Annotated in this window: 21 protein-coding genes and 1 pseudogene; 9 read left to right on the top strand and 13 right to left on the bottom strand. The window is 55.8% G+C overall.

The window, feature by feature from the left end; translation table 11 throughout:
* Positions 1-3: 3 nt before the first annotated feature.
* The 4 genes and pseudogenes from WB237_RS05185 to WB237_RS05200 form a co-directional block, all read right to left on the bottom strand.
* Positions 4-96 (bottom strand): annotated as a pseudogene (locus WB237_RS05185) (type VI secretion system tube protein Hcp); the annotation flags it as partial.
* 250 nt (positions 97-346) lie between these two features.
* Entirely contained in the window at positions 347-2,044 is a 1,698-nt protein-coding gene (locus tag WB237_RS05190; RefSeq protein WP_028018933.1) for an NAD-dependent malic enzyme, read from the bottom strand.
* Positions 2,045-2,219: 175 nt separating this feature from the next.
* Positions 2,220-2,357, bottom strand: a complete 138-nt coding sequence (gene sra, locus WB237_RS05195; RefSeq protein WP_008501714.1) for a stationary-phase-induced ribosome-associated protein — start codon at positions 2,355-2,357, stop codon at positions 2,220-2,222.
* 100 nt (positions 2,358-2,457) lie between these two features.
* On the bottom strand, positions 2,458-3,309 hold the full coding sequence (locus WB237_RS05200; RefSeq protein ID WP_336211037.1) for a Vmh family MBL fold metallo-hydrolase: 852 nt from the start codon (positions 3,307-3,309) through the stop codon (positions 2,458-2,460).
* Positions 3,310-3,419: 110 nt separating this feature from the next.
* On the opposite strand from WB237_RS05200, the gene WB237_RS05205 reads away from it, so the two are divergent.
* On the top strand, positions 3,420-4,295 hold the full coding sequence (locus WB237_RS05205) for a LysR family transcriptional regulator (protein ID WP_336211039.1): 876 nt from the start codon (positions 3,420-3,422) through the stop codon (positions 4,293-4,295).
* 19 nt (positions 4,296-4,314) lie between these two features.
* Here WB237_RS05205 and WB237_RS05210 read toward each other — a convergent pair whose 3' ends face one another.
* Positions 4,315-5,274, bottom strand: a complete 960-nt coding sequence (locus WB237_RS05210; RefSeq protein ID WP_336211042.1) for a hypothetical protein — start codon at positions 5,272-5,274, stop codon at positions 4,315-4,317.
* 116 nt (positions 5,275-5,390) lie between these two features.
* Between WB237_RS05210 and WB237_RS05215 the strand changes: the two genes are divergently transcribed.
* The gene (locus WB237_RS05215) at positions 5,391-5,819 is read left to right on the top strand and encodes an OsmC family protein (protein WP_023311893.1); all 429 of its coding nucleotides are present in this window, start codon (positions 5,391-5,393) and stop codon (positions 5,817-5,819) included.
* A gap of 23 nt (positions 5,820-5,842) precedes the next feature.
* On the opposite strand, the gene WB237_RS05220 is transcribed toward WB237_RS05215, so the two are convergent.
* The gene (locus tag WB237_RS05220) at positions 5,843-6,748 is read right to left on the bottom strand and encodes a LysR family transcriptional regulator (protein ID WP_336211044.1); all 906 of its coding nucleotides are present in this window, start codon (positions 6,746-6,748) and stop codon (positions 5,843-5,845) included.
* A 114-nt stretch (positions 6,749-6,862) separates the two neighbouring features.
* Here WB237_RS05220 and WB237_RS05225 point away from each other — a divergent pair, with 114 nt between their 5' ends.
* Positions 6,863-7,612, top strand: coding sequence for an SDR family NAD(P)-dependent oxidoreductase (locus WB237_RS05225; RefSeq protein WP_336211048.1), 750 nt, complete (start codon positions 6,863-6,865; stop codon positions 7,610-7,612).
* Here WB237_RS05225 and WB237_RS05230 read toward each other — a convergent pair.
* The 7 genes from WB237_RS05230 to WB237_RS05260 are packed head-to-tail and all read right to left on the bottom strand — an operon-like array spanning position 7,609 to position 14,443.
* A complete protein-coding gene (locus WB237_RS05230; RefSeq protein ID WP_336211051.1) occupies positions 7,609-8,538 on the bottom strand; it encodes an ABC transporter ATP-binding protein in 930 nt (309 codons plus the stop codon). The genes WB237_RS05225 and WB237_RS05230 overlap by 4 nt on opposite strands.
* Complete coding sequence (locus WB237_RS05235; RefSeq protein WP_336211055.1) at positions 8,531-9,517, bottom strand: ABC transporter ATP-binding protein; 987 nt, start codon at positions 9,515-9,517, stop codon at positions 8,531-8,533. The genes WB237_RS05230 and WB237_RS05235 overlap by 8 nt, the downstream gene beginning before the upstream one ends.
* Positions 9,514-10,410, bottom strand: coding sequence for a D,D-dipeptide ABC transporter permease (gene ddpC / locus WB237_RS05240; RefSeq protein WP_336211058.1), 897 nt, complete (start codon positions 10,408-10,410; stop codon positions 9,514-9,516). The genes WB237_RS05235 and ddpC overlap by 4 nt, the downstream gene beginning before the upstream one ends.
* Positions 10,407-11,429, bottom strand: coding sequence for an ABC transporter permease (locus tag WB237_RS05245; RefSeq protein WP_336211060.1), 1,023 nt, complete (start codon positions 11,427-11,429; stop codon positions 10,407-10,409). The genes ddpC and WB237_RS05245 overlap by 4 nt, the downstream gene beginning before the upstream one ends.
* A gap of 23 nt (positions 11,430-11,452) precedes the next feature.
* Positions 11,453-12,985, bottom strand: a complete 1,533-nt coding sequence (locus tag WB237_RS05250) for an ABC transporter substrate-binding protein (RefSeq protein WP_336211062.1) — start codon at positions 12,983-12,985, stop codon at positions 11,453-11,455.
* A gap of 15 nt (positions 12,986-13,000) precedes the next feature.
* Positions 13,001-13,576, bottom strand: a complete 576-nt coding sequence (gene ddpX, locus WB237_RS05255) for a D-alanyl-D-alanine dipeptidase (RefSeq protein WP_336211066.1) — start codon at positions 13,574-13,576, stop codon at positions 13,001-13,003.
* A gap of 12 nt (positions 13,577-13,588) precedes the next feature.
* A complete protein-coding gene (locus tag WB237_RS05260; protein ID WP_028018945.1) occupies positions 13,589-14,443 on the bottom strand; it encodes a MurR/RpiR family transcriptional regulator in 855 nt (284 codons plus the stop codon).
* Positions 14,444-14,709: 266 nt separating this feature from the next.
* Here WB237_RS05260 and WB237_RS05265 point away from each other — a divergent pair, with 266 nt between their 5' ends.
* The 6 genes from WB237_RS05265 to WB237_RS05290 all read left to right on the top strand — a co-directional run bounded on the left by WB237_RS05265 (position 14,710) and on the right by WB237_RS05290 (position 23,012).
* Positions 14,710-16,185, top strand: coding sequence for an alpha/beta hydrolase (locus WB237_RS05265; protein ID WP_336211069.1), 1,476 nt, complete (start codon positions 14,710-14,712; stop codon positions 16,183-16,185).
* A 101-nt stretch (positions 16,186-16,286) separates the two neighbouring features.
* Positions 16,287-17,498, top strand: a complete 1,212-nt coding sequence (locus tag WB237_RS05270; protein WP_336211073.1) for a diguanylate phosphodiesterase — start codon at positions 16,287-16,289, stop codon at positions 17,496-17,498.
* 89 nt (positions 17,499-17,587) lie between these two features.
* Positions 17,588-18,478: an aminoimidazole riboside kinase gene (locus WB237_RS05275; RefSeq protein WP_336211077.1), complete on the top strand. Its 891-nt coding sequence runs from the start codon at positions 17,588-17,590 to the stop codon at positions 18,476-18,478.
* Between the two features lie 173 nt (positions 18,479-18,651).
* Complete coding sequence (locus tag WB237_RS05280) at positions 18,652-20,169, top strand: carbohydrate porin (protein ID WP_336211080.1); 1,518 nt, start codon at positions 18,652-18,654, stop codon at positions 20,167-20,169.
* Positions 20,170-20,235: 66 nt separating this feature from the next.
* Positions 20,236-21,606, top strand: a complete 1,371-nt coding sequence (locus WB237_RS05285; RefSeq protein WP_336211083.1) for a sucrose-specific PTS transporter subunit IIBC — start codon at positions 20,236-20,238, stop codon at positions 21,604-21,606.
* Complete coding sequence (locus WB237_RS05290) at positions 21,606-23,012, top strand: sucrose-6-phosphate hydrolase (protein ID WP_336211086.1); 1,407 nt, start codon at positions 21,606-21,608, stop codon at positions 23,010-23,012. Before WB237_RS05285 ends, WB237_RS05290 begins: the two co-directional genes overlap by 1 nt.
* Positions 23,013-23,033: the final 21 nt, after the last annotated feature.

Genomic DNA, 23,033 nt, shown 5'->3' on the forward strand with positions numbered 1-23,033 from the left:
CCGCTCCTTGCTTCCCTCGCGATCTTGTACATCAACAGCGCCTTTGATATCTGCACCGCCGTCATCTTTTAACCAAAGATATGCCGGTATTGCCATTTTAATACCCTTTTTCAAATAATGAGTTTAGTGATGTGGAACGTTACTAAACCCTTAAAAGAATTTGTTTATTAGGCAAAAAGTGTTATACGAAAACTTTATATTTCAACGAGATATGGATTATTGTTGAGTTATTGATTTTTTAAATAAGGGGTAGGGGAACGCCGTTGTAGCGGCTAAGAAAATAAAGAGAGGAGGGTGTTCACGTTCCCTCTCCCTTTTGAGGAGAGGGAACGGTTGGGGCGCAGAGTTAAATCGACGTCCGGCGATAACTCCGGTATTCAGGCTTCCAGAAGTTGTCGTCAATGGCCTGCTGCAGCGCGTCGGCAGAGGTTTTCACCGCCACGCCTTGCTGCTGTGCCATTTTACCTACCGCGAACGCGATAGCGCGCGACACCTTGTGAATGTCTTTCAGCTCTGGCAGCACCAGTCCTTCACCGTTGTTGACCAGCGGCGAATAGCCCGCGAGGGTTTCGCTCGCCGACATCAGCATTTCATCGGTGATGCGAGACGCGCCGGAGGCGATTACGCCCAGACCAATGCCCGGGAAGATGTAAGAGTTGTTGCACTGGGCGATCGGATAGGTTTTATCCTTCCACACCACTGGATCGAACGGGCTGCCGGTGGCAACCAGGGCGTTACCTTCAGTCCAGGCGATGATGTCCTGCGGCGTCGCTTCCACGCGGGAGGTTGGGTTAGAGAGTGGCATCACGATAGGGCGTTCGCAGTGCTTGTGCATCTCGCGAATGATCTCTTCGGTGAAGAGGCCGGTTTGCCCGGAAACACCGATCAGAATATCTGGCTTCACGTTGCGCACCACGTCCAGCAGGGAGAGCACTTCGTTGTCGGTATCCCAGTTTTTCAGGTTTTCGCGTTTCTGCACCAGCTTGGTCTGGAACGGCAGCAGGTTTGGCATACCGTCGGTCAGCAGGCCGAAACGGTCAACCATAAAGACGCGAGAGCGCGCCAGCTCTTCGCTTAACCCTTCACGCTGCGTCTGCGCGATAATCTGCTCGGCAATACCGCAACCGGCAGAGCCTGCGCCGAGGAAGACAATTTTCTGATAGCTCAACTGGCTACCTGCCGCGCGGCTGGCGGCGATCAGCGTACCCACGGTGACCGCTGCGGTACCCTGGATGTCGTCGTTGAACGAGCAGATCTCGTCGCGATAGCGGTTCAGCAGCGGCATGGCGTTTTTCTGCGCGAAGTCCTCAAACTGCAGCAGCACGTCCGGCCAGCGGTGTTTCACGGCCTGGATGAAATCATCAACAAACTGATAGTACTCATCGTCGGTGATTCGCGGATGACGCCAGCCCATATAAAGTGGATCGTTGAGCAACTGCTGGTTATTGGTGCCGACGTCCAGTACCACCGGCAGGGTATACGCCGGGCTGATGCCACCACAGGCGGTATACAGGGAGAGTTTACCGATGGGGATCCCCATCCCGCCAATGCCCTGGTCGCCGAGGCCGAGAATACGCTCGCCGTCGGTCACCACGATCACTTTGATATTGTGGTTAGGCACGTTTTGCAGAATGTCGTCCATGTTGTGACGGTTCTGATAAGAGATGAAAACGCCGCGAGAGCGACGGTAGATCTCTGAGAAGCGCTCGCAAGCGGCACCCACCGTTGGGGTGTAGATCACCGGCATCATCTCTTCGAGATGATTCTGCACCAGGCGATAGAAGAGGGTTTCATTGGTATCCTGAATGTTACGCAGGTAGATATGTTTGTCGATTTCAGTTTTGAAACCCTGATACTGGATCCACGCGCGCTCTGCCTGTTCTTCAATGGTCTCAACCACTTCGGGCAGTAAACCCAGCAGGTTAAAGCTGCTGCGCTCTTCTATGCTGAAGGCGCTGCCTTTGTTAAGCAGGGGGAATTCGAGTAAAACCGGTCCGGCATAAGGGATATATAAGGAACGATGTTTTTTCAGTTTGTTGTCCATGTCACTCACTCTTTTTATGAAGATCCGTCCCTGACACTGCTGTTTGTCATCTTTCTGGCCTGTGCTACGGGATGCGGTCAGGCGGTATTATAAAGGAGCTAAATATGAATTACCGCAACACATAAACAAAAACACCATCGGAAGACCGATGGTGTTGAGGTTCTGTTTCTGGAACTTACTTGCCCGCGTGGCGTTTTCTGCCGGTGGCGTGGGTGACTTGCGTTTCATGGTCGCCTTCAATCACCACTTTACGTTGGTTTGAAAGCTTGTAGTTCAGCCCCAGAATGTGGCGTGCCTGACGGTTCGATTTCATGTTAACTCCTCAATCCTGTTGATAGTTTTAAGGACCAGTTTGCTCACGCAAACGAAATGTAACCCCTTAGGTTGCACATCCAGCATAGCAGGTTTTTACATTACCACTTCATTTCGCCGGTATTCACTTTGGCGCTCAGCTCCAGTGAGCTGGCTTCTGCAAGGTTCGGCCACTGTTTTTTCATCGTGTCGATTACGCTGGTTGAGTTTTTATGTTGACCCAACGCCAGTTCGAACTGCTGAAGGTACTGACGGGTAAAGTCGATAGCTCCGGTTCCGGCTGGCGGCGTACCGAGATAATGCCCCGGAATGACGCGCTCGGGCTTATGTGCGGCCATATTATCCAGTGTTTCTTGCCACTGCTTACGGCTCGCTGCTGTCTGGGTGTCTGCTGTCCAGACGTGAATGCCCCAGGAAACCCCGGTACCGCCAAGAATGGTTTTCGCTGACGGGATCCAGACATAGGCCGCGTAGCTGTCTGGTTGCTCAATATCAATCTTTTCCCCGTCAACCATAAACGTGGTGGAGGTAAGCACCTGCGGCACAACCAGCTCGGTTGGCGCGCCGTCTTTCATCTGTGGACCCCAGAAGGCGAGCTTGGCGTCTTTGGTGGCTTTAATATGGTCAACGACATGCTGGGTGGCCACCACTTTGGCATTCGGGAAGGCTTTTACCAACGGCTGCAGACCGAAGTAAAAATCGGGGTCGCCAGAGGTAATCACAATCTTATTCAGCGTCTTACCGCTGTGGCGAATTTTCTCTACCAGCGCTTCGCCATCTTTCACACTGAACTGCGCATCAAACAGAACGGCTTCTTTCGGGCCGGAGACCAGCGTTGAGGAGACAGCGAAAATACCTTTTTCTTGCGGGTTATAGGTATCAATGGTCAACGGTGCGGCAAAAACAGCCGGAGTGAAAAGGGTGGAAAGCAAAGCAAGGTGAGTGAGTTTCATACTGTTGTCTCTGTTGTGCAGGAAAGTCTCTATTGTACGGATATTCGCATTTGCCAGAATTCCTGAAACAAGACATGCTTAGTTTCATAAATCGAGCAAATGGAGTTTCTATGGATCGCGTTATTGCCGCTCAGGTCTACAACCGGATATGCGAGCTGGGAAGTTTGAGCGCGGCGGCCCGCGCGCTGGGGATTTCCCGACCGATGGTGAGCCGCTACCTTGAACAAATGGAGAAATGGGCGGGAACACGGCTGGTTAACCGCTCAACGCGCAAGTTAACCCTGACCGCAGCAGGGGAAAAGGTGCTGCAAAAAACGCGGACACTCTCGCAGATCTCGCAGGAGATCGAAGGCCAGTCGGAGAAAGATCTGCCGTCTGGCACGTTGCGGGTGGCCTGCGCCCATTTCACCGCTATGCACCTCATTGCGCCGGTACTGCCCGGTCTGCTTTCGCGCTATCCGCAACTGCGCATCGAGCTGGATGTGAACAACCACCCGGTCAGCCTGGTGGGAGAGCGGATTGATGTCGCCGTGCGCATTACGGATAACCCTGAACCCGGCATGATTGCCCGTCGGTTGGGAGAATGTCGCTCGGTCCTCTGTGCCTCACCCGATTATCTTGCGCTGCACGGGACGCCCGTCAGCCCCGAAGAATTAGCCCAGCACAACTGCCTGCACTACAGCTTTTTCGCCGGGCAGTCCTGGCACTTCCTGACCCCGGAAGGTGAAAGCCTGAGCGTGGCCGTCAGCGGCAACCTGAGCGCCAGCATCTCTTCGCTGTTGATGGATGCGGCGATAAAGCATTGCGGTATTGCGATGCTGCCGGAGCGCGAAGCGTCTGCCGCGCTGGACCTGGGTTTGCTGGTGCCGGTGCTGAGCGCGCTGGAGCCGAAACCGCTTGCCATCCATGGCATTTATCAGTCCCGGGAATATCAGCCAGCTGCACTGCGTGTGTTTCTTGATGAACTGGCCGGTTATCTGGCATGAATGTCGCGAACGCTCTTGATTACTTTGCCTTTAGCCAGGGCGTGGCCGTGCTCCAGAAAATAATATCGGCCCCGAGGTACTGTTTTGCGAACTGGTCAAACTCGGCTTTGGTAAAGGGCTTACCGGTCTGAGGATTTATATAGGTCAGGGTCGGCTCCTGAACCGCCATGGCGATGAGCGGCAGCGTGTGTTTATTTTTATTGAAGAAGGGATAGGCATTTTTCATGTGGGCCTTGCGGTTAGGAACAATGTCCGGTCCACCCAGGCCGATATTGTTAGCGCTGGCATACGCAAACAGACGCCCCATGTAGTCGTGGTCATTATCCCACTCGCACGGCCAGAAGTTCACGTATTGCACAACGTGTGATTTCTGAAAAGCCTTACGCGCAAAGGCGAGGTTTTCCATTTCACCCGCGAAATATCTGTCGCAGGTAAATCCGGCCGGCGGATTTTTTTCGTCGACATCAATGGCGGTTTCCGGCAGGTTTACCCCGTATACCTCGCCATCAAAGCGTTTCGCCAGGGCGGCCAGCAGCGCCTGGTAGCGCTGGCGCACGGCGGGATCCCACTGACGCGCCACCCATCCAGAACCGACTGGCTTGCCTTCGCCGGGGTTATCGAACTGCGGTGCAATCCCGCCACTATATTGCTTATCGTGCATCAGATAATCCGGCACGTAGCGGGCATTAGGCTCAAAGAAACGATCCTGAATCTGGATGAAGAGCTTTTTCCTGGCAGTCTTAAGACGCGCCAGATCCTGCTCAATGCGCGAGAAGTCATACTTGTTCTTCTCGGGTTCAAGCAAGCGCCAGTTGTAAACGATCTGCACGCCGCCGATGTCGCTTCGCGCAACAAGCGGAAACGCCGCATCGAGATCGCCGGAGCTGGTATAGATAAAGTTCTCCGGCGTTTTCGCCAGTGAAGACAGCGATAGAGCCAGTGTGGTTACGGCAACGGCCATCCTGATTTTTAGCGCCATATTATTATCCTTTTTTGTCGGTACAGCAGGTGAAAGACCTGGAATTTTCTGTGTTCCAGGGTGGGCCAGATGCGTAGTCTATACTTAACCCTTTGTAAGCCAAAAGGAGAGCAAGAATGACTATTCATAAGCACGGTTCGGCACACTGGTCTGGCGACATTAAGCGCGGAAAAGGAACGGTTTCCACCGAGAGCGGCGTTCTTAATCAACAGCCTTATGGTTTCAATACCCGCTTTGAGGGCGAAAAGGGGACCAACCCCGAAGAGCTGATTGGCGCAGCACATGCGGCCTGTTTTTCGATGGCACTGTCGCTGATGCTTGGCGAAGCGGGCTATACCGCCGATTCCATTGATACCACCGCGGACGTCTCTCTGGATAAAACCGACGGCGGCTTTGCCATCACGAAGGTTGCCCTAAAAAGTAAGGTGACCGTCCCAGGCATCGCCCCTCAGCAGTTCGATGGCATTATTCAGAAAGCGAAAGCGGGCTGCCCGGTATCGCAGCTCCTGAAAGCCGAAATTACACTGGACTATAAGCTTAACTAAGTCCCAGCCGGGTTCGCGCCCGGCTATCCCTTCAATGCGGTGGGGAACACCTCCGCCAGCCATGCAATAAACACCTTAAGACGGTGCGTCAAATGGCGGTTCTGCGGGTATACCACGTGAAACGGATAGGCAGCAGGGCGCCAGTTGCCCAGGATCGCCGTCAGCGTACCCGCCTGTAAATACGCGTTTGCCGAATACTCAAAGGTCTGCACAATGCCCAGCCCCGCCGCGGCAGCCGCCAGGTGGGCATTACTTTCATTTACACCGAGATAATGCGGAATATTTATTTCCAGCGTCTCGCCGTTCTCTCTGAAGCGAAACGGAAATGCCCTCCCGGTGACGGGCGAGAGGTAGCTGATGAGCTTGTGGCCATTGCACAGCTCCTGCGGATAGGCGGGAACGCCGTGATTTTTCAGGTAGCCTGGCGTCGCGCAGGTGACCATTTCGGCGTTGCCAATATGGCGGGCGATGAGGGTCGAGTCGTTTAGCGGGCCGCCGCGGATCACGCAATCAACGTTACCGCTGATGAGATCCACCGGACGATCGGCTACCCCAAGGTCGATGCGGATTTCCGGATAACGCTGCATAAAATCCGGCAGCAGGGGAATGAGCACGTCGCGGGCGGTGGAGCCGCCCACGTCAACCCGCAAACGCCCTTTTGGCGTCGCGCGAGAAACGCGAAACGCGGTGTCGATATCTTCGATATCTATCAGGACCCTGAGCGCTTTTTCATAGTATTCCGCCCCTTCAGGTGTGGTGACGACCCGGCGCGTCGTGCGGTGCAAAAGTCGTATTTCCAGATGCGCCTCAAGCGATTTCACGAGCTTGCTCAGGGTGGCTATCGGCATATTCAGAGAGTCTGCCGCGCGGGTAAAACTGCCGGATTCCACTACCCGGGTAAAAGCGCGCATCGCCATTAACTGGTCCATGATGACCTCTGATTATTTCTCCTGGTGAATAGTCATTTTCATTTTTGCCCATTTTTCACTAATGCCGCAAGGGCTAAAGTTTGTCCATCGCAAACACAACACAAGGTAAATGACATGAACACGACTCTTTCAGGAAAAATTGCACTAGTCACCGGCGGCAGCACAGGTATTGGTCTGGCAACGGCACAGGAGCTGGCGGCGCAGGGCGCGAAGGTGTACATCACCGGGCGTCGTCAGGCCGAGCTTGACGCGGCAGTCGCAGAGATTGCTTCTGGCGCAGTGGGCATTCGCGCGGACGTCTCTAAGCTTGCCGATCTGGACGAGGTTTATGCCCGGATCGCCAAAGAAGAAGGCCGCCTTGATATCCTGTTCGCCAATGCGGGTGGCGGCGATATGCTGCCGCTGGGCGCGATCACCGAAGAGCAGTTTGACCGTATTTTCGGCACCAACGTTCGCGGGGTGCTGTTTACGGTGCAGAAGGCGCTGCCGCTGCTCTCCGCCGGATCGTCGATTATTCTGACCGGCTCGACGGTCTCCATTAAGGGGACGGCCAACTTTAGCGTCTACAGCGCCAGTAAAGCTGCCGTGCGCAACTTTGCGCGTTCCTGGGCGCTGGATTTGCAGGGCCGGGGGATCCGCGTCAACGTGGTGAGCCCGGGCCCGATCAAAACCCCGGGGCTTGGCGATCTGGTGCCTGAAGAACACCGTCAGGGGTTGTATGACGCGCTGGCCGATCAGGTACCGCTCGGACGTTTGGGCGCGCCGGGTGAAGTGGGTAAAGCGGTGGCGTTTCTGGCTTCCGATGCGGCCAGCTTTATTAACGCTATCGAGCTGTTTGTAGACGGCGGGATGGCGCAAATCTAATCCAGACTCCGCCAGCAGCGGACGTTCCGGCCCTCGTGTGAGGGCTGTAACGGTTGCGGATGTTCACATCCCTCCATTGCCATCGGGCAACGGTCACGGAAAAAACAGCCAACCGGCAAATGACGGTTACCGGGAAGCTCAGTCTTTCGCAGCGCCAGCCCCTCATCCAGCGGTTGACCCGTTCTGGGAACCGAGTCAAGCAGCAGCCGGGTGTAAGGATGGCGCGGCTCCCCCAACACCTGTGCAGCACTGCCCAGTTCAACGATCTGACCCAGATACATCACCGCCACGCGGTCGCTCATATGCCTGACCACCGAAACGTTATGGGAGATCAAAACAAAGGTCAGATTACGCTGCTGTTGCAGTTTTACCAGCAGATTGAGGATTTGCGCCTGCACCGAGATATCCAGCGCGCTGGTGGGTTCATCGAGCACTATAATATCCGGATCAGACGATAGCGCCCGGGCGATAGCAATGCGCTGACGCTGTCCACCAGAAAAGGCGTGAGGGAGTCGGTCGAGATATTCCGGGCGAATACCTACCAGCAGCGCGAGGTTTTCAGCCAGCTGGCGGCGCTCGCGCTCACTGCTGCGTTTTTGCACCCAGACGGGTTCGGTGATAATGCGCCAGACCGGCAAACGCGGGTCGAGTGAGGAGAGCGGGTCCTGGAAAACCATCTGCATGCCGCCCGCGTGCTGTGTCCGCTGGCAGGCGCCGGTGCTGGGTTTAAGCATACCCATTAATAGCTGAGCCAAGGTGCTTTTCCCGCAGCCGGACTCACCGACGATACCCAGTGTTTCTCCCCGGCGGATCTGTAAATCAAGCCCGTTCAGGGCATGTACCTGCTCCGTTACGCGACCCAGCCAGTTTTTGCGTGCCGGAAAATTCACGTGCACGCTATCCAGTTCCAGCAGTACATCAGACATGGTGTTGCTCCCGTTGTGGATACCAGCAGGCGGCCTGTTGGCCTTCTGCGCCATTGGGTTGTAAGCGCGGTGTTTCACTGCATTTCGCCCCGGCGGCAAAGCAACGCTCGCGGAAAGCGCATCCTTGCGGAAGCTGGCTGAGGTTGGGTACTGTGCCGGGGATCGCCGGAAGCATGTCGCGCGGCTGACCATTTTCCGGTGCACACTGCAACAGACCAATAGAATAAGGGTGTACGGGATGGTGGATCAGCGTTTGCGTGGATCCGCTTTCTATCACGCTACCCGCGTACATCACATACATGCGATCGCAGAGTTGTGACACCACGGCCATATCGTGGCTAATAAACAGCACCGAGGTGCCGCTGGCGCGTGCTTTGTGCTTCAGAAGCCGGAGCACCTGTAACTGAACGGTGACATCCAGTGCCGTGGTCGGTTCGTCGGCGATGATAAGTTCAGGCTCGCAGGAGAAGGCAAGGGCGATCATCACCCGCTGACGCATGCCGCCTGATAGCTCGAACGGATAACGCTCCATGACCTGTTTCGCGTCCGGGATTTGCATCTCTTCCAGCAGAGTGATCGCCTTCTGCTGCGCCTCACCCCGCGAAAGCGGCTGATGCTGGCGGATCACCTCTACCATCTGTTTGCCAATCCGCCGCGTCGGGTTGAGTGCGGTCATCGGCTCCTGAAAAATCATTGCCACTTTTGCGCCTCGCCACTGGCGAAGCTGTTTTTCGGATGCCGTCAGGACATTTTCACCCAGTAACCTCACCTGACCGTGATGGATGTGGTAGCTGCCTTCCGGCAGCAGGCGCATAGTCAGCATGGCGGTAACCGATTTTCCCGAACCCGATTCACCGACTACGCCAACGATTTCACCCCTTTTGATCTCCAGCGAGACGTTGTTGAGGGCATGGACCTCACCGCGAAAAATCGGGAAGCTCAGATGTAAATCTTCAATGGTTAATACCGATTCGGTCATGACTGTTTCCCTCCCGATTTCGGATCCAGCAGATCGCGGATACCGTCACCAAACAGATTAAAGCCCACGGCAGTAATCAAAATGGCTGCACCAGGAAAGGCACAGTACCACCACTGGTCGAGGACGTAGTTACGGCCAACGGCCACCATTGCGCCCCATTCGGCGGTCGGTTGCTGAGCACCCAAACCAATAAAGCCCAGCGTGGCGGCCATCAGAATGGCGCTACCGATATCCAGTGAGGCCTGCACAATCAGCGGTGGCAGGGCATTGCGCAGGATATGCCAGCGGATTAAATGCCAGCGCGATGCGCCAAATGTGCGGGCGGCCTGGACATAGGTAAACTGGCGTACCACCAGCGTTTGCCCGCGCGCCAGGCGGACGTAGAACGGAATGCGGACAATCGCAATCGCCAGCATGGCGTTAAACAGGCTCGGGCCCAGCGCGGCCGCCAGCGCCATGGTGAGTACCAGGGAGGGAATAGAGAGCATAATGTCCATCACCCGCATAATAATGGCGTCGCCGCGTCCCCCCAGAACACCGGACAAACAACCCAGCAGCGAGCCAATCCCTCCTGCAATGACCACAACGGCCAGCCCGGCGGTAATGGATTGCTGACTGCCTGTCAGTACGCGGCTGAACAGATCGCGTCCCACCTCATCAGTGCCAAACCAGTGTTGCGCCGACGGTGCCTGTAGACGGGCGGTGAGATCCAGCGCGTTTGGGTCATGCGGCACAATCCATGGCGAGGTCACCATCAGCACCAGCATCAGCAGCATAATGACGCCTCCAATCAGCGTGAGCGGGCTTTGACGCAGCATCCAGAAGAGCTTTGCCCAGTTGATGCGTTGTCTCACGGTTTTAACCGGTACGGGCGTTTCCTGCGTTAACATCATTCGGCACCTCCGCGCCCGATTCGTGGGTCAATCCACAGGTAAAGCAGATCGACCACCAGATTAACCAGCACATACGCCAGCGAGACGACGACCGCGAAGCCCATCACCGCCGGGAAATCCAGCGCCTGGATAGAGGTCACCACCCAGGCGCCCATTCCCGGCCAGGCGAAGACGGTTTCGGTAAGCACGGCACCGTAAAGCAGATCGCCCAGCGCCAGTCCGAGTACGGTAATTGACGGGATCATGGCGTTTGGTAAGGCATAGCGCAGCACGATGTACCAGCCTGGCAACCCGCTGGCGCGGGCGGTACGAATGTAATCCTCGCTCAACTGCTCAAGCATGGCCGAGCGTACCTGCCGCGCCACAATGCCCAGATGCACAAACGCCAGCGTCAGAGAGGGTAAAATCAGATGCTGCAGGGTGTTCAAAAACACCTCTGCGTTGCCTTCCTGCAGGGAATCGATCAGATAAAACCCGGTGACATGAGCTGGCGGGTCAAGCCAGTCGTCCAGCCGACCGCCACCGGGAAGAATTTGCAGATGACCATAGAACAGCACAATGACGCCCAGCCCGAGCCAGAACGCGGGGGTGGAGATCCCGGTCATTGCCATCAAACGCACCAGATGATCCAGCCAGCGGTTACGATACACCGCCGATAAAATCCCCAGCGGCACGCCAATCACCAGGGCCAGCAGCAGGGAACAAAAAGCCAGTTCCAGCGTGGCGGGGAAAAAGGCTTTTAAATCTTCTGCAACCGGACGTCCGGTGCGAATCGACGTCCCTAAATCACCGTGGGCGAGAGCCTCCACGTAGCGACCAAACTGGATGTACAGCGGTTGGTCCAGACCCAGTTGCTGGCGGATGCCTTGTACAATTTCGTCGCTGGCGCGGTCACCGGCCAGCAGACGGGCCGGATCGCCGGGGATCATGTGTGAAATAATAAAAGTAATAATACAGACACCGGCCACCACCAGGAGTAACCCCCAGCAGCGCTGGCGCACAATGCTCCAGAACGTCATACACTTTCCCCCGGCGAGAACCGTTACTTACTCATGGTGGCGATGTTAAACACCTGCTCGAGCATCGGATTAAAGGTGAAGCCTTTAACGTCTTTGTTCATCGCCAGCTGGTAATTCTTCTGGAACAGATAAACGTACGCGGCTTCGTCGATCACCACTTTTTGCGCCTGTTGGTAGTCTTTGGTGCGCTCCGCCTGATCGGTGGTTTTCAGCGCGGCCTGCAGCAGTGAATCCACCTCTTTGTTCTCATAGAACGAACGGTTGCCTGGCAGCCCTTTTTTGTCCGACTCGAACCAGTAGTTCATGAACATATACGGGTCGGCAAAGTCCGGGCTCCAGTTGCCGATGGCAATGTCATAATCACCTTTACCGACTCGGTCGCGCATGGTGGCGTTTGCCAGTTTTTCCAGCTTGACGTTAATGCCGAGTTTGCCGAGGCTGGCCTGGGTGGAGAGGGCGATAGGCTCCCAGTTCGGGTCGTTGTCCGAGTAGAGGAAGGTCAGGCTGGCCGGTTTGTCTTTCACCTTATCCAGCGCGGCTTTGGCTTTGGCCTCGTCAAAACTGTACTGCATGGCCGTCGCGTCAAAGCCCCACATGCCGTCCGGGATCGGGCCACGCATCTGCTTGCCATTGCCGCTCAGAATGCCTTTCACCATTCCCTGGTAATCCGTCGCCCAGGAGACAGCCCGGCGTAAATCCACCTGATTGAGCGGTGCCTTACTGTTGTTAAGATACAGGTAGGTCACGCGCAAAGAAGGGTATTCTGCGACGGCCACTTTGCCCTCCTGTTTCAGGGCGGCCAGCTGATCCACCGGCAGAGAGTCAGCAATATCCAGATCGCCGCGGGAAAGCTGCAGTCGGCGGGAGGCACTCTCACCGATTATTTTCACGGACACGCGTTTAAAGTGCGGTTTATCACCCTGCCAGTGGGGATTTGGCACCAGTACCAGTTGCTGACCTTTCTGCCAGCTTTTCAGCATAAACGGGCCTGAACCAGCGGTGTTTTGCGCCAGAAAACCGCGCGCATCGTCCGCCGCATTGGCTTTCAACACCGCCGGGTTAATGATGGAGGCACCGTCGTTCGCCAGCGTGTAGAGGAACGGGGCAAACGGCTGACTGAGTGTGAATTTCACCGTATGGTCATCAACGGCATCAATTTTCAGGTCTTTCGGGAAGGCTTCAGACGGCCCCTGGCTGAGTTTCAGCAGGCGTTCGAACGAGAGCTTGACCGCTTCGGCGGTGACCGGCGTGCCGTCGGAGAATTTCGCGTTGTCCGTCAGGGTAAAGGTCCACTCTTTTTGGTCGTCGGAGGCTTTCCATCCTGTTGACAGATCGCCTTCCACTTCGGTTGTACCGGGCTTGTATTTCACCAGTCGTTGATAGGACGGATAGGTGACGGTCCAGTCGTTGTTATCAATCGTTACGGCAGGATCGAGCGTTTGCGGGTCAGCTGCTTTACCGATCACCAGCATGTCTTTCGGGACGGCAGCCAGCGCCAGCGGGGCGCTCAGTGCCAGTGTGGTGGCAATTACGGTCGTGAGAAGCGTTGTTTTCATGGCAGTGCTCCAGGTTCAAAGAGGGGTGTGCGTCAATGGAAAACAGGCAAAACGGTCGTCAAGCAGCGGATAGCTGGCGGCATTCGGCAGTTCGAAATGCCACCATTCGCTGTTGATCCCCACAAAACCGCCGCCGAACATGATGGCGTTCAGCAGCAGACGGTTGCGCTGGGCGTGCGGTGGCACGGAGGGGTGATACGGATGCGAGCGGTCATGCATTTCGTCAAAACCGGCACCCATATCCAGCACGGTGTTATGTTCATCCATCAGCGTGACGTCGATAGCCGTACCGCGGCTGTGATTGGAGCCAATCGCCACATCCACCACATATTCCGGGTTCGGGCAGGCATCCCACAGCTGGGCCTGCGCCTGTTGCGGTCGATAGGCGTCGTACACCACCAGTTTCAACCCGGCCAGCGTGGCAATACCGATGGCTTTCGCCAGTGCAGTGGCAGCATCGGTATGCAACAGGCACTTTGCTTCCTGATAGATCGGGCGGCCAGTGATGTTGTCGGCGGTGGCGTACTTCAGATCGATGTGCAGCGTGGGAAACGCTTTCGCCACATCAATCAGTTCACTCTCTTCGGGCATAGCTCCGCTCCTTTAGCGTTCGAATTGGCCAAACTCTTGTTGTAATTGTCGGTTTACGGCCAGGCGAGCCGGAAGCGCGTCACCTAACGCTTCCACCACGCCCGACAGCAGCAGGTTGAACAGACAGCTCACGGGGGCAAGCGAATCCCAGAAATGGCCGGTATCGGTTTTCACTTGCAGTAAATCAATCGGATAATCGCGTGCCCACGGACACCAGATATCAGTGATCAAGGCCAGGGGGATCTGTTTCTCACTCGCCACACGGCAGTACTGCCGAGCGACAGCGGAGTAGGTACGGGTATCTGTCAGCACCACATAGGGATGCGAAAACCCGGAGTTCAGAGATTCAACCCAGCTCCCGGATGCCCCCTCGGAATAGCTGACGCCAGGGCGGAGATACTCGAGGTGGCTGAAGAAAGCGTTGGCGATCCCGCGCGTCGACTGAATTCCCAGCACAAAAACGGCCTCCGCGTGAGCCAACTGATGCACCACCTGGCGGAAGGTGTCCGTTTGCGCCAACTGATACACCTGCGTGATGGCATCCACTTCCAGCGACAAAGCGTGCTGAAGGCGATTGGGCAGGGGGCGCTGCTGCTGCCAGGAGTCCAGACGCTCATTCATGCCCCAGGGCTGGTAAGGGTCGCGCAGGCTTTTTTTGGCGTCTTCCAGGTTACGATACCCCAGCTTGCGCAGGAAGCGTCCGACGGTGATGCCGCTGGTACCGGTCGCCAGACCGACGCTCTCTGCCGTTTCAAACGGAATTTGCGCGGTGTGCGCCAGTAGCCAGCTGCCAACCCGTTTTTCGCTGGGCGTCAGTTGGCTGAAGGTCGCTTCGATACGGCTCAACATCTCGGGTTTTGTCGTCATACCGCCTCGCTGTTAACAGGCTGTCAGTCGCCAGAATTGTGTTACCTGATTAACAATGCATGACGCGTGCCAGAGTCACAGGGCAGTGAGAACCTGCTGCGACGCAAACTTCATGCAATATTTAATTAACCAATGATCAACATTTGTGCAGCCTAGTTCACTTTTGGTGCACTGGCTGAGCGGGCAGGTATGAATTTGTTGAATACGTCAGCTTCTTCACATTTTTGATAAGATATAAACACAGTGAAAATAAAAGGGATCCCGGCATGGCGAATTTGTCCTGGCGTGTGAGCGTGCGCCTGATGGCTCTCGCAAAAAAAATAGCGATGGTAGCGGGGATCGTCCTGGTCGTGCTGCTTGCTGTGCGGGTGTATCTGTCTCAGCAGGGCCCGGAACTGCACCTCTGGCATACCTGGCGGGCAGATGAGATGTCCGTGCGCGAGCTGGACAAAGCCGATTTTGCCGGGTATCAGGCCCGGGAAAAGGCGATTTTCACCGATCTGGATAACGCGGTGACGGCGAAAACAATGGGCGAGGAACGCACGTCGTTAAACCGCTATTACCGCCAGAGCCTGGTATGGCCCGGTCAGTTTTCACCAGATGCCAACCGTTCATTTGTGCTGATGCCTGCCGGAAAGCCGCGCGGTGCGGTTGTGTTGCTGCACGGATTGACGGACTCACCTTACAGCGTCAGACACCTGGCTTTGCATTATCAGCAGCACGGGTTTGTGGCAGTGGTACCGCGGCTACCAGGACACGGCACCGCACCCGGCGCACTGACGGATGTTGACTGGGAGATGTGGCTGGCTGCAACGCGCCTTGCCGTGCGGGAAGCCACGCGTCTGGCGGGAGAGAGTGCGCCACTCCATCTGGTGGGGTACTCCAACGGCGGGGCGCTGGCGATGAAATATACCCTTGATGCGCTGGATTCCACTTCACTTCATCGACCGCAGCAGGTGGTACTGCTTTCACCGATGATTGGCGTGACGGCCTTTGCGCGGTTTGCCGGTTTCGCCGGGTTACCGGCGCTGCTGCCGGCGTTTGCCAAAGCGGCGTGGCTAAATATTTCGCCGGAATATAATCCGTATAAATACAACTCGTTCCCGGTAAATGCCGCCCGCCAGTCGTGGCTGTTGACGAAGACCCTTCAGGAGCAGATTGGCCGCGCGGCGCGGGAACACAAACTGGGACAGTTACCACCGGTTCTGGCATTCCAGTCGGTGATGGATTCCACGGTCAGTACCCGCGCGGTGGTCACCGGGTTATTTGATCAGCTTCCGGCAAACGGCAGTGAACTGGTGGTGTTTGATATCAACCAGGCTGCGAGTTTCCGCCCGCTGTTTAAGCCGTCATCCTGGACGGCAACCTCGGCGCTGCTGCCCGTCGAACAGAGACGTTACAGTGTCACGATTATCACTAATGCTGACGCGCACAGTTTCTCGACGGTGGCGAAAACAACCCCGACAGGCAGCACCCATGAGACAGTCGTGCCGCTTGCGCAATCCTGGCCGAAGGATATCTATTCTTTGTCGCATATTGCTGTGCCGTTCCCACCGGATGACGATCTGTATGGCCGCGAACCTGGCGTGAAAAACCACTATGGCATTAGCCTGGGGACGATTGCGCTCTGGGGAGAAACCTCCGTGTTGAGCGTCGGGAAAGAGGCGCTCATGCGGGTCACCTCGAACCCGTTCTACGACTACATGCTGGAGAGGATCGACAGCCGGATCGGGGAGCAATAACCGTAAAGAACCCTTGTGGCGTGAATATGTTAGGCCGCACTGATTAATTATGATAAACAGTAGGTTCAAGGCACCTTTCTCTCTCATTGGAACCCGCTCTTGTGCTGACAACGCTCATTTACCGAAGCCAGTTGAATTTATCCCACCCGTCCAGTGAGCTGCGGGAGCTGGTGGAGCGGGCTAAGCTCCGTAATTCAAAACTGAGTATCACCGGCGTTCTCCTCTCAAGAGGGAGTGAAATTCTGCAAATTCTTGAGGGTTCGGAAGAGAGCGTTGTTAAGTTGTTCCATAAAATCCGTGATGACAAACGGCACAGTGGCGTAGTTGAACTGATGCGGGACTATGGCCCACGCAGACGGTTCGAAAATGTCGGTATGCTGCTCTTCGACCTGCAGATCCAGTCGCCGAAAGAGGTGCTACAGTCGGTTCTGCGTTACAGCAAGCTGGACAGTTATCTCGTCTCTGATGATCGGGTATTTAAATTTATTCAGACGTTTATTACCGATCAACGTCCGTCCTCGGTTGAAGAACGTTACGACCCGACAAAATGGACGCTTACGACGGAAACATTACCGCCAGGAGCGAGTCTGGGCCTGCTGGCTAATCAACCTTGCCAGTTTGCGCTCCAGCCCATTGTTGAACCCTCTGAAGGGAAAATCAGTTCATTTGAAGCCCTCATTCGCGGTAATGACGGTGGAAGCCCGGAGCATTTTTTCAGTTCCCTCGAGCCGGATAAAATCTACGAAATTGATCTCCAGACGAAAGCCTATGCCTTTGCGCTGGCTGAAAAGCTCGGTATTGGTAACCATAAAATTGCGGTAAATCTGTTACCGATGTCGCTGGTCAATGTTCCTGGCGCCGTGGCATTTCTGGCGGATCAAATTAAAAAACACGGGCTTAAACCGGAGCAGGTGGTCATTGAAGTCACTGAAAACGAGATGATTTCCGGCTTCAACCAGTTTAATAGCGCTATTAAACAACTTCGTGCCGAAGGCATTGGCCTGGCGATTGACGATTTTGGTTCCGGCTATGCGGGGCTTTCGCTGCTGACCCGGTTCCAGCCGGATAAAATTAAAATTGACCGGGAAATTGTCAGCAATATTCATCTTAGCGGTCCGAAACAGGCAATTGTGCGGTCGATTATCAGCTGCTGCTCCGACCTCGAAATCACTCTGGTGGCTGAAGGCATCGAAAAATTAGAGGAGTGGTGCTGGCTTGAATCCGCCGGGATCCGACGTTTTCAGGGGTTCCTGTTTGCCCGTCCCCAGCTCAATGGCACAGGCGAAATACACTGGCCACATCTGGTGCGTTAAACCAATTTTCCTCCCACATTGTTTCCCCTTTGCCTGGCCTGTGCTTAAATAGCTAAAACGGTTTAACATGGTTTAGCAAAGAGGATCACATGAAAAAAATCTGGGTACTTGGCGATGCGGTAGTGGATTTGCTGCCTGATGGAGAAGGCAGATTATTGCAGTGTCCCGGTGGCGCACCGGCAAATGTCGCGGTCGGTATTGCCCGGCTGGGTGGCCAGAGCGCCTTTATCGGCAGGGTTGGCGATGATCCTTTCGGACGTTTTATGTCTAAGACATTAGCTGACGAGCGAGTCGACGTGGAGTGGATGCACCTTGACTCGGCGCACCGCACCTCAACGGTGGTGGTCGATCTCGACGGCCAGGGCGAACGCTCTTTTACTTTCATGGTGCGTCCGAGCGCCGATTTGTTTCTGGAACCCGCCGATCTGCCAACGTTCAGCGCCGGAGAGTGGCTGCATGTCTGTTCCATCGCGTTAAGCGCAGAGCCGAGCCGTTCTGCGACATTTCAGGCGATGGCCGCCATCCGGGAGGTGGGGGGGTACGTCAGTTTCGATCCCAATATTCGCCCGGACCTTTGGCAGGATGAGAACGAACTTCGCCGCTGTCTCGAACGCGCTCTGCAGGGTGCAGACGTGGTGAAACTCTCTCTCGAAGAGCTGGCTTTTTTCACTGGCGAAACACAGGTTGAGACCGGTCTGGATAAGCTCATGAATCGCTGCCCGGCGCATCTGGTGCTGGTCACCCAGGGTAAAGAGGGCGTCATCGCATGGCATGAGGGCACCGTGAAACACTATCCGGCCACGCCTGTGAAATGTGTCGATACCACCGGCGCAGGCGACGCCTTCGTGGCGGGTTTGCTGTATGGGCTTGCTGCTGGTCAGGCGCTGACGCCCGTTATCGCTTTAGCTCAGCGCTGCGGTGCGTTAGCCACCACGGCGAAAGGGGCAATGACTGCTCTGCCATATCAACACGCCCTGTAATTCCTCCCATTACTGGCCGCCCTCGGGTGGCCTGAATTGTCGCCCCGATCACACTTACTAAAACGGTTTAGCAAAAAAGATTGCCGATCCAAAATTCGGCGGTTTAGTATCAGCAACCTAAACCGGTTTAGCAATTTAGCACTATTAATGACTTCTTTTAGGGATGCGACAAAATGTATAAAAAACGCAGACTTGCCGTGATGATAGGCATGCTGGCCGGAAGTACCTCTGTTTTTGCCCAAACGGATATGACAAGCATCGAAGCGCGACTTGCGGCGATGGAACAGCGTCTTCAGGACGCGGAGACGCGTGCGCAGGTTGCTGAGAAACGCGCGACGGATGCAGAACAAAAAACGCAGCAACTGGTTGCGGCTCAGCAGCAGGCGCAAACGACAACTCAGGAAGTGGCTCAACGCACCACCGCGCTGGAGAAAAAAGCGGACCAAAGCGGTGGGTTTGAGTTCCACGGCTATGCCCGTTCTGGCCTGCTGATGAACGATGCGGCCTCCAGCAGCAAAAGCGGCCCTTATCTGACACCCGCCGGGGAAACGGGCGGAGCAGTAGGGCGTCTGGGTAACGAAGCCGACACCTACGTTGAGCTGAACCTGGAGCATAAACAAACGCTGGATAACGGGGCGACCACGCGCTTCAAAGCGATGCTGGCCGACGGTCAGAGGACCTATAACGACTGGTCAGCCGATACCAGCGATCTCAATATTCGTCAGGCCTTTGCTGAGCTGGGCAACTTGCCTGATTTCACCGGTGCGCTGAAGGGTAGTACCTTCTGGGCGGGTAAACGCTTTGACCGTGACAACTTTGATATTCACTGGCTGGATTCCGACGTCGTGTTCCTTGCCGGTACCGGTGGCGGTGTGTATGACGTGAAATGGAACGATTCGCTGCGCAGTAACTTCTCTATTTACGGCCGCAATTTCGGCAGTGTGGAGCAGACCGACAATAACGTTCAGAACTATATCCTCAGCATGAACCACTTCGCCGGACCGTTCCAGTTGATGGTAAGCGGTCTGCGGGCAAAAGATAACGACGATCGTAAAGATACCAACGGCGATCTTATCAAAACCGATGCCGCCAATACCGGCGTTCATGCCCTGGTTGGATTGCACAATGAGAGTTTCTACGGCCTGCGGGAAGGGACAGCCAAAACGGCGCTGCTGTATGGTCACGGGCTGGGTGCGGAAGTGAAAAGCATCGGCTCCGATGGCGCATTGCTGTCTGAGGCGGATACCTGGCGCTTTGCAAGTTACGGTGTCACGCCGATTGGCGGAGGCTGGAGCGTTGCCCCTGCTGTCCTGGCGCAAAGCAGTAAAGATCGTTACGTCAAGGGCGATAGCTATGAGTGGGTGACGCTCAACACCCGTCTGATTAAAGAGGTGACTCAGAACTTCGCCCTGGCGTTTGAGGGAAGCTATCAGTACATGGATTTAAACCCGGAAGGCTATAAGGACCGCAACGCCGTCAACGGCAGTTTCTACAAGCTGACCTTTGCGCCAACGTTAAAAGCGAGCAAAATCGGCGATTTCTTCAGCCGTCCGGAGCTGCGCCTGTTTGCCACCTGGATGGACTGGAGCAGCAAACTGGATAACTACGCCAGCGATGATGCCTTTGGCAGCAGCGGTTTCAACGCAGGCGGGGAATGGAACTTTGGGGTCCAGATGGAAACCTGGTTTTAACCCATCACGCTCCCGCCTGGCGGGGGCGTTTCGCACATCATAAAAAGAAGTCAGGCAGAGGTATCTATGGATTTTAATCAAATCGCCCGCGAGCTTATTCCGCTGCTCGGTGGCAAGGAAAATATCGCCAGCGCGGCACACTGCGCAACCCGTCTTCGTCTGGTGCTGGTCGATGACGCGCTTGCTGACCAGCAGGCCATCGGTAAGGTCGAGGGTGTGAAGGGCTGTTTCCGTAACGCCGGGCAGATGCAGGTGATTTTTGGCACGGGCGTGGTCAACAAGGTTTACGCCGCATTTATTCAGGCGGCGGGGATCAGCGAATCCAGTAAATCTGAAGCCGCGGATCTGGCGGCGCGCAAGCTGAACCCGTTCCAGCGCATTGCCCGTTTGCTTTCAAACATCTTTGTGCCGATCATTCCCGCAATTGTTGCCTCTGGTCTGCTGATGGGCCTGCTCGGTATGGTGAAAACCTACGGCTGGGTCAATGCGGATAACGCCATCTACATCATACTGGATATGTGCAGTTCGGCGGCGTTTATCATTCTGCCTATTCTGATTGGTTTTACCGCCGCGCGGGAATTTGGCGGCAACCCGTATCTCGGCGCGACGCTGGGCGGCATTCTGACGCACCCGGCGCTGACCAACGCCTGGGGCGTGGCGTCCGGCTTCCACACCATGAATTTCTTCGGCCTTGAGATCGCGATGATTGGCTACCAGGGCACAGTATTCCCCGTGCTGCTGGCCGTCTGGTTCATGAGCATCGTGGAGAAAAACCTGCGTCGCGCGATCCCGGATGCGTTAGACCTGATCCTGACGCCGTTCCTCACCGTCGTTATCTCCGGATTTATCGCCTTACTGATTATTGGTCCGGCGGGGCGTGCGCTGGGCGACGGCATCTCCTTTATCCTGAGTACGTTAATTGAACACGCGGGCTGGCTGGCCGGGCTGCTGTTTGGCGGGCTTTACTCGGTGATTGTGATCACCGGTATTCACCACAGTTTCCACGCGATTGAAGCAGGTCTGCTGGGTAACCCGTCGATTGGCGTTAACTTCCTGCTGCCGATCTGGGCGATGGCGAACGTAGCACAGGGCGGCGCCTGTCTGGCGGTGTGGTTCAAAACCAAAGATGCGAAAATCAAAGCCATTACCTTACCATCGGCGTTCTCTGCCATGCTCGGTATTACTGAAGCGGCCATTTTTGGTATCAACCTGCGTTTCGTAAAACCGTTTATTGCCGCGTTGATTGGCGGTGCGGTGGGCGGGGCCTGGGTGGTCTCAGTGCATGTTTATATGACTGCCGTTGGGTTGACCGCTATTCCAGGTATGGCCATTGTGCAGGCAAGCTCTCTGCTCAACTATATTATCGGCATGGTGATTGCCTTCGGCGTGGCGTTTACCGTCTCGCTGCTGCTGAAATATAAAACGGACTCAGAATAATGACGTTACCTTCACGCTGGCCTGCGATCCTGCAGGCCGTTATGAAAGGCCAGCCGCGCGCGCTCGCAGACAGCCATTATCCGCAATGGCACGCCGCGCCGGTAACGGGGCTGATGAACGATCCCAACGGGTTTATCTGGTTTGCCGGGCGTTATCATCTGTTTTATCAGTGGAACCCGCTGGACTGCGAACATCGGTTTAAATGCTGGGGGCACTGGAGTTCTGCGGATCTGGTGCACTGGCAGCATGAACCGATGGCGTTAATGCCCGACGAAGAGTATGACCGCAACGGCTGCTACTCTGGTAGCGCCGTGGATAACGAGGGCGTTTTGACCCTGTGTTACACCGGCAACGTCAAATTCGATGACGGCAACCGCACCGCCTGGCAGTCTCTGGCCGTGGAACAACCGGACGGCAGCTTTAAGAAACTCGGACCTGTGCTTGCGCTACCGGAAGGTTACACCGGCCACGTGCGCGACCCGAAGGTGTGGCAGCACAATAGGGAGTGGTACATGGTGCTGGGCGCGCAGGATCTGCAAAAACGCGGCAAAGTGCTGCTGTTCAAATCCGCTGATTTGCACACCTGGGCGTCCTGCGGCGAGATCGCCGGTCACGGCGTTAACGGCCTGATGGACGCAGGGTATATGTGGGAGTGCCCCGATCTGTTTGCCCTCGACGGGACGTATGTTCTGATCTGCTGTCCGCAGGGGCTGGCGCGCGAGCCGCATCGCTATCTCAACACCTATCCAGCCGCATGGATGAGCGGGGCGTTTGACTATGCAAACGCCGCATTCGATCACGGCGCTCTGCACGAGCTGGACGCCGGGTTTGAGTTTTACGCGCCGCAAACGACGCTGGCGGAAGACGGTCGACGCATTCTGATCGGCTGGATGGGTGTGCCGGACGGAGAAGAGATGCTTCAGCCAACGCGAACGCATGGCTGGATGCACCAGATGACCTGTCCGCGCGAATTACGCTACCACGACGGCAAGCTCTGGCAGACCCCGGCTCGTGAACTGGAAGCGCTGCGTGAAGGTGAACAACGCTGGCAGGGATTCGCCAGTGATGCGCCAGAACTGGATGCGACGCGTCTGGAGTTTGAACTGAACACATCGCACGTGAACGTGGATTTTGGTGGAGCCTTGCGTCTCACGGTTGATGACCAGGGGCTGCGTCTGGAACGCGCCAGTCTGAAAAACGGGGAAATATTGACCCGCTACTGGCTGGGGGACGTCAGCCATTTACGCGTTCTGTGCGACCGCTCCAGCGTTGAAATTTTCATCAATCACGGTGAAGGAGTGATGAGCAGCCGCTATTTTCCTGACCATCCGGCCCGTGTACGATTCGAAGGTGCGTCCGACATCACATTACGCTACTGGTCGCTGCGCGCCTACATGATAGAATGAGGGTTTTGGCAGCCGGATCTA

This window comes from Enterobacter sp. P82, from assembly GCF_037053385.1.
GTDB lineage: Bacteria > Pseudomonadota > Gammaproteobacteria > Enterobacterales > Enterobacteriaceae > Enterobacter.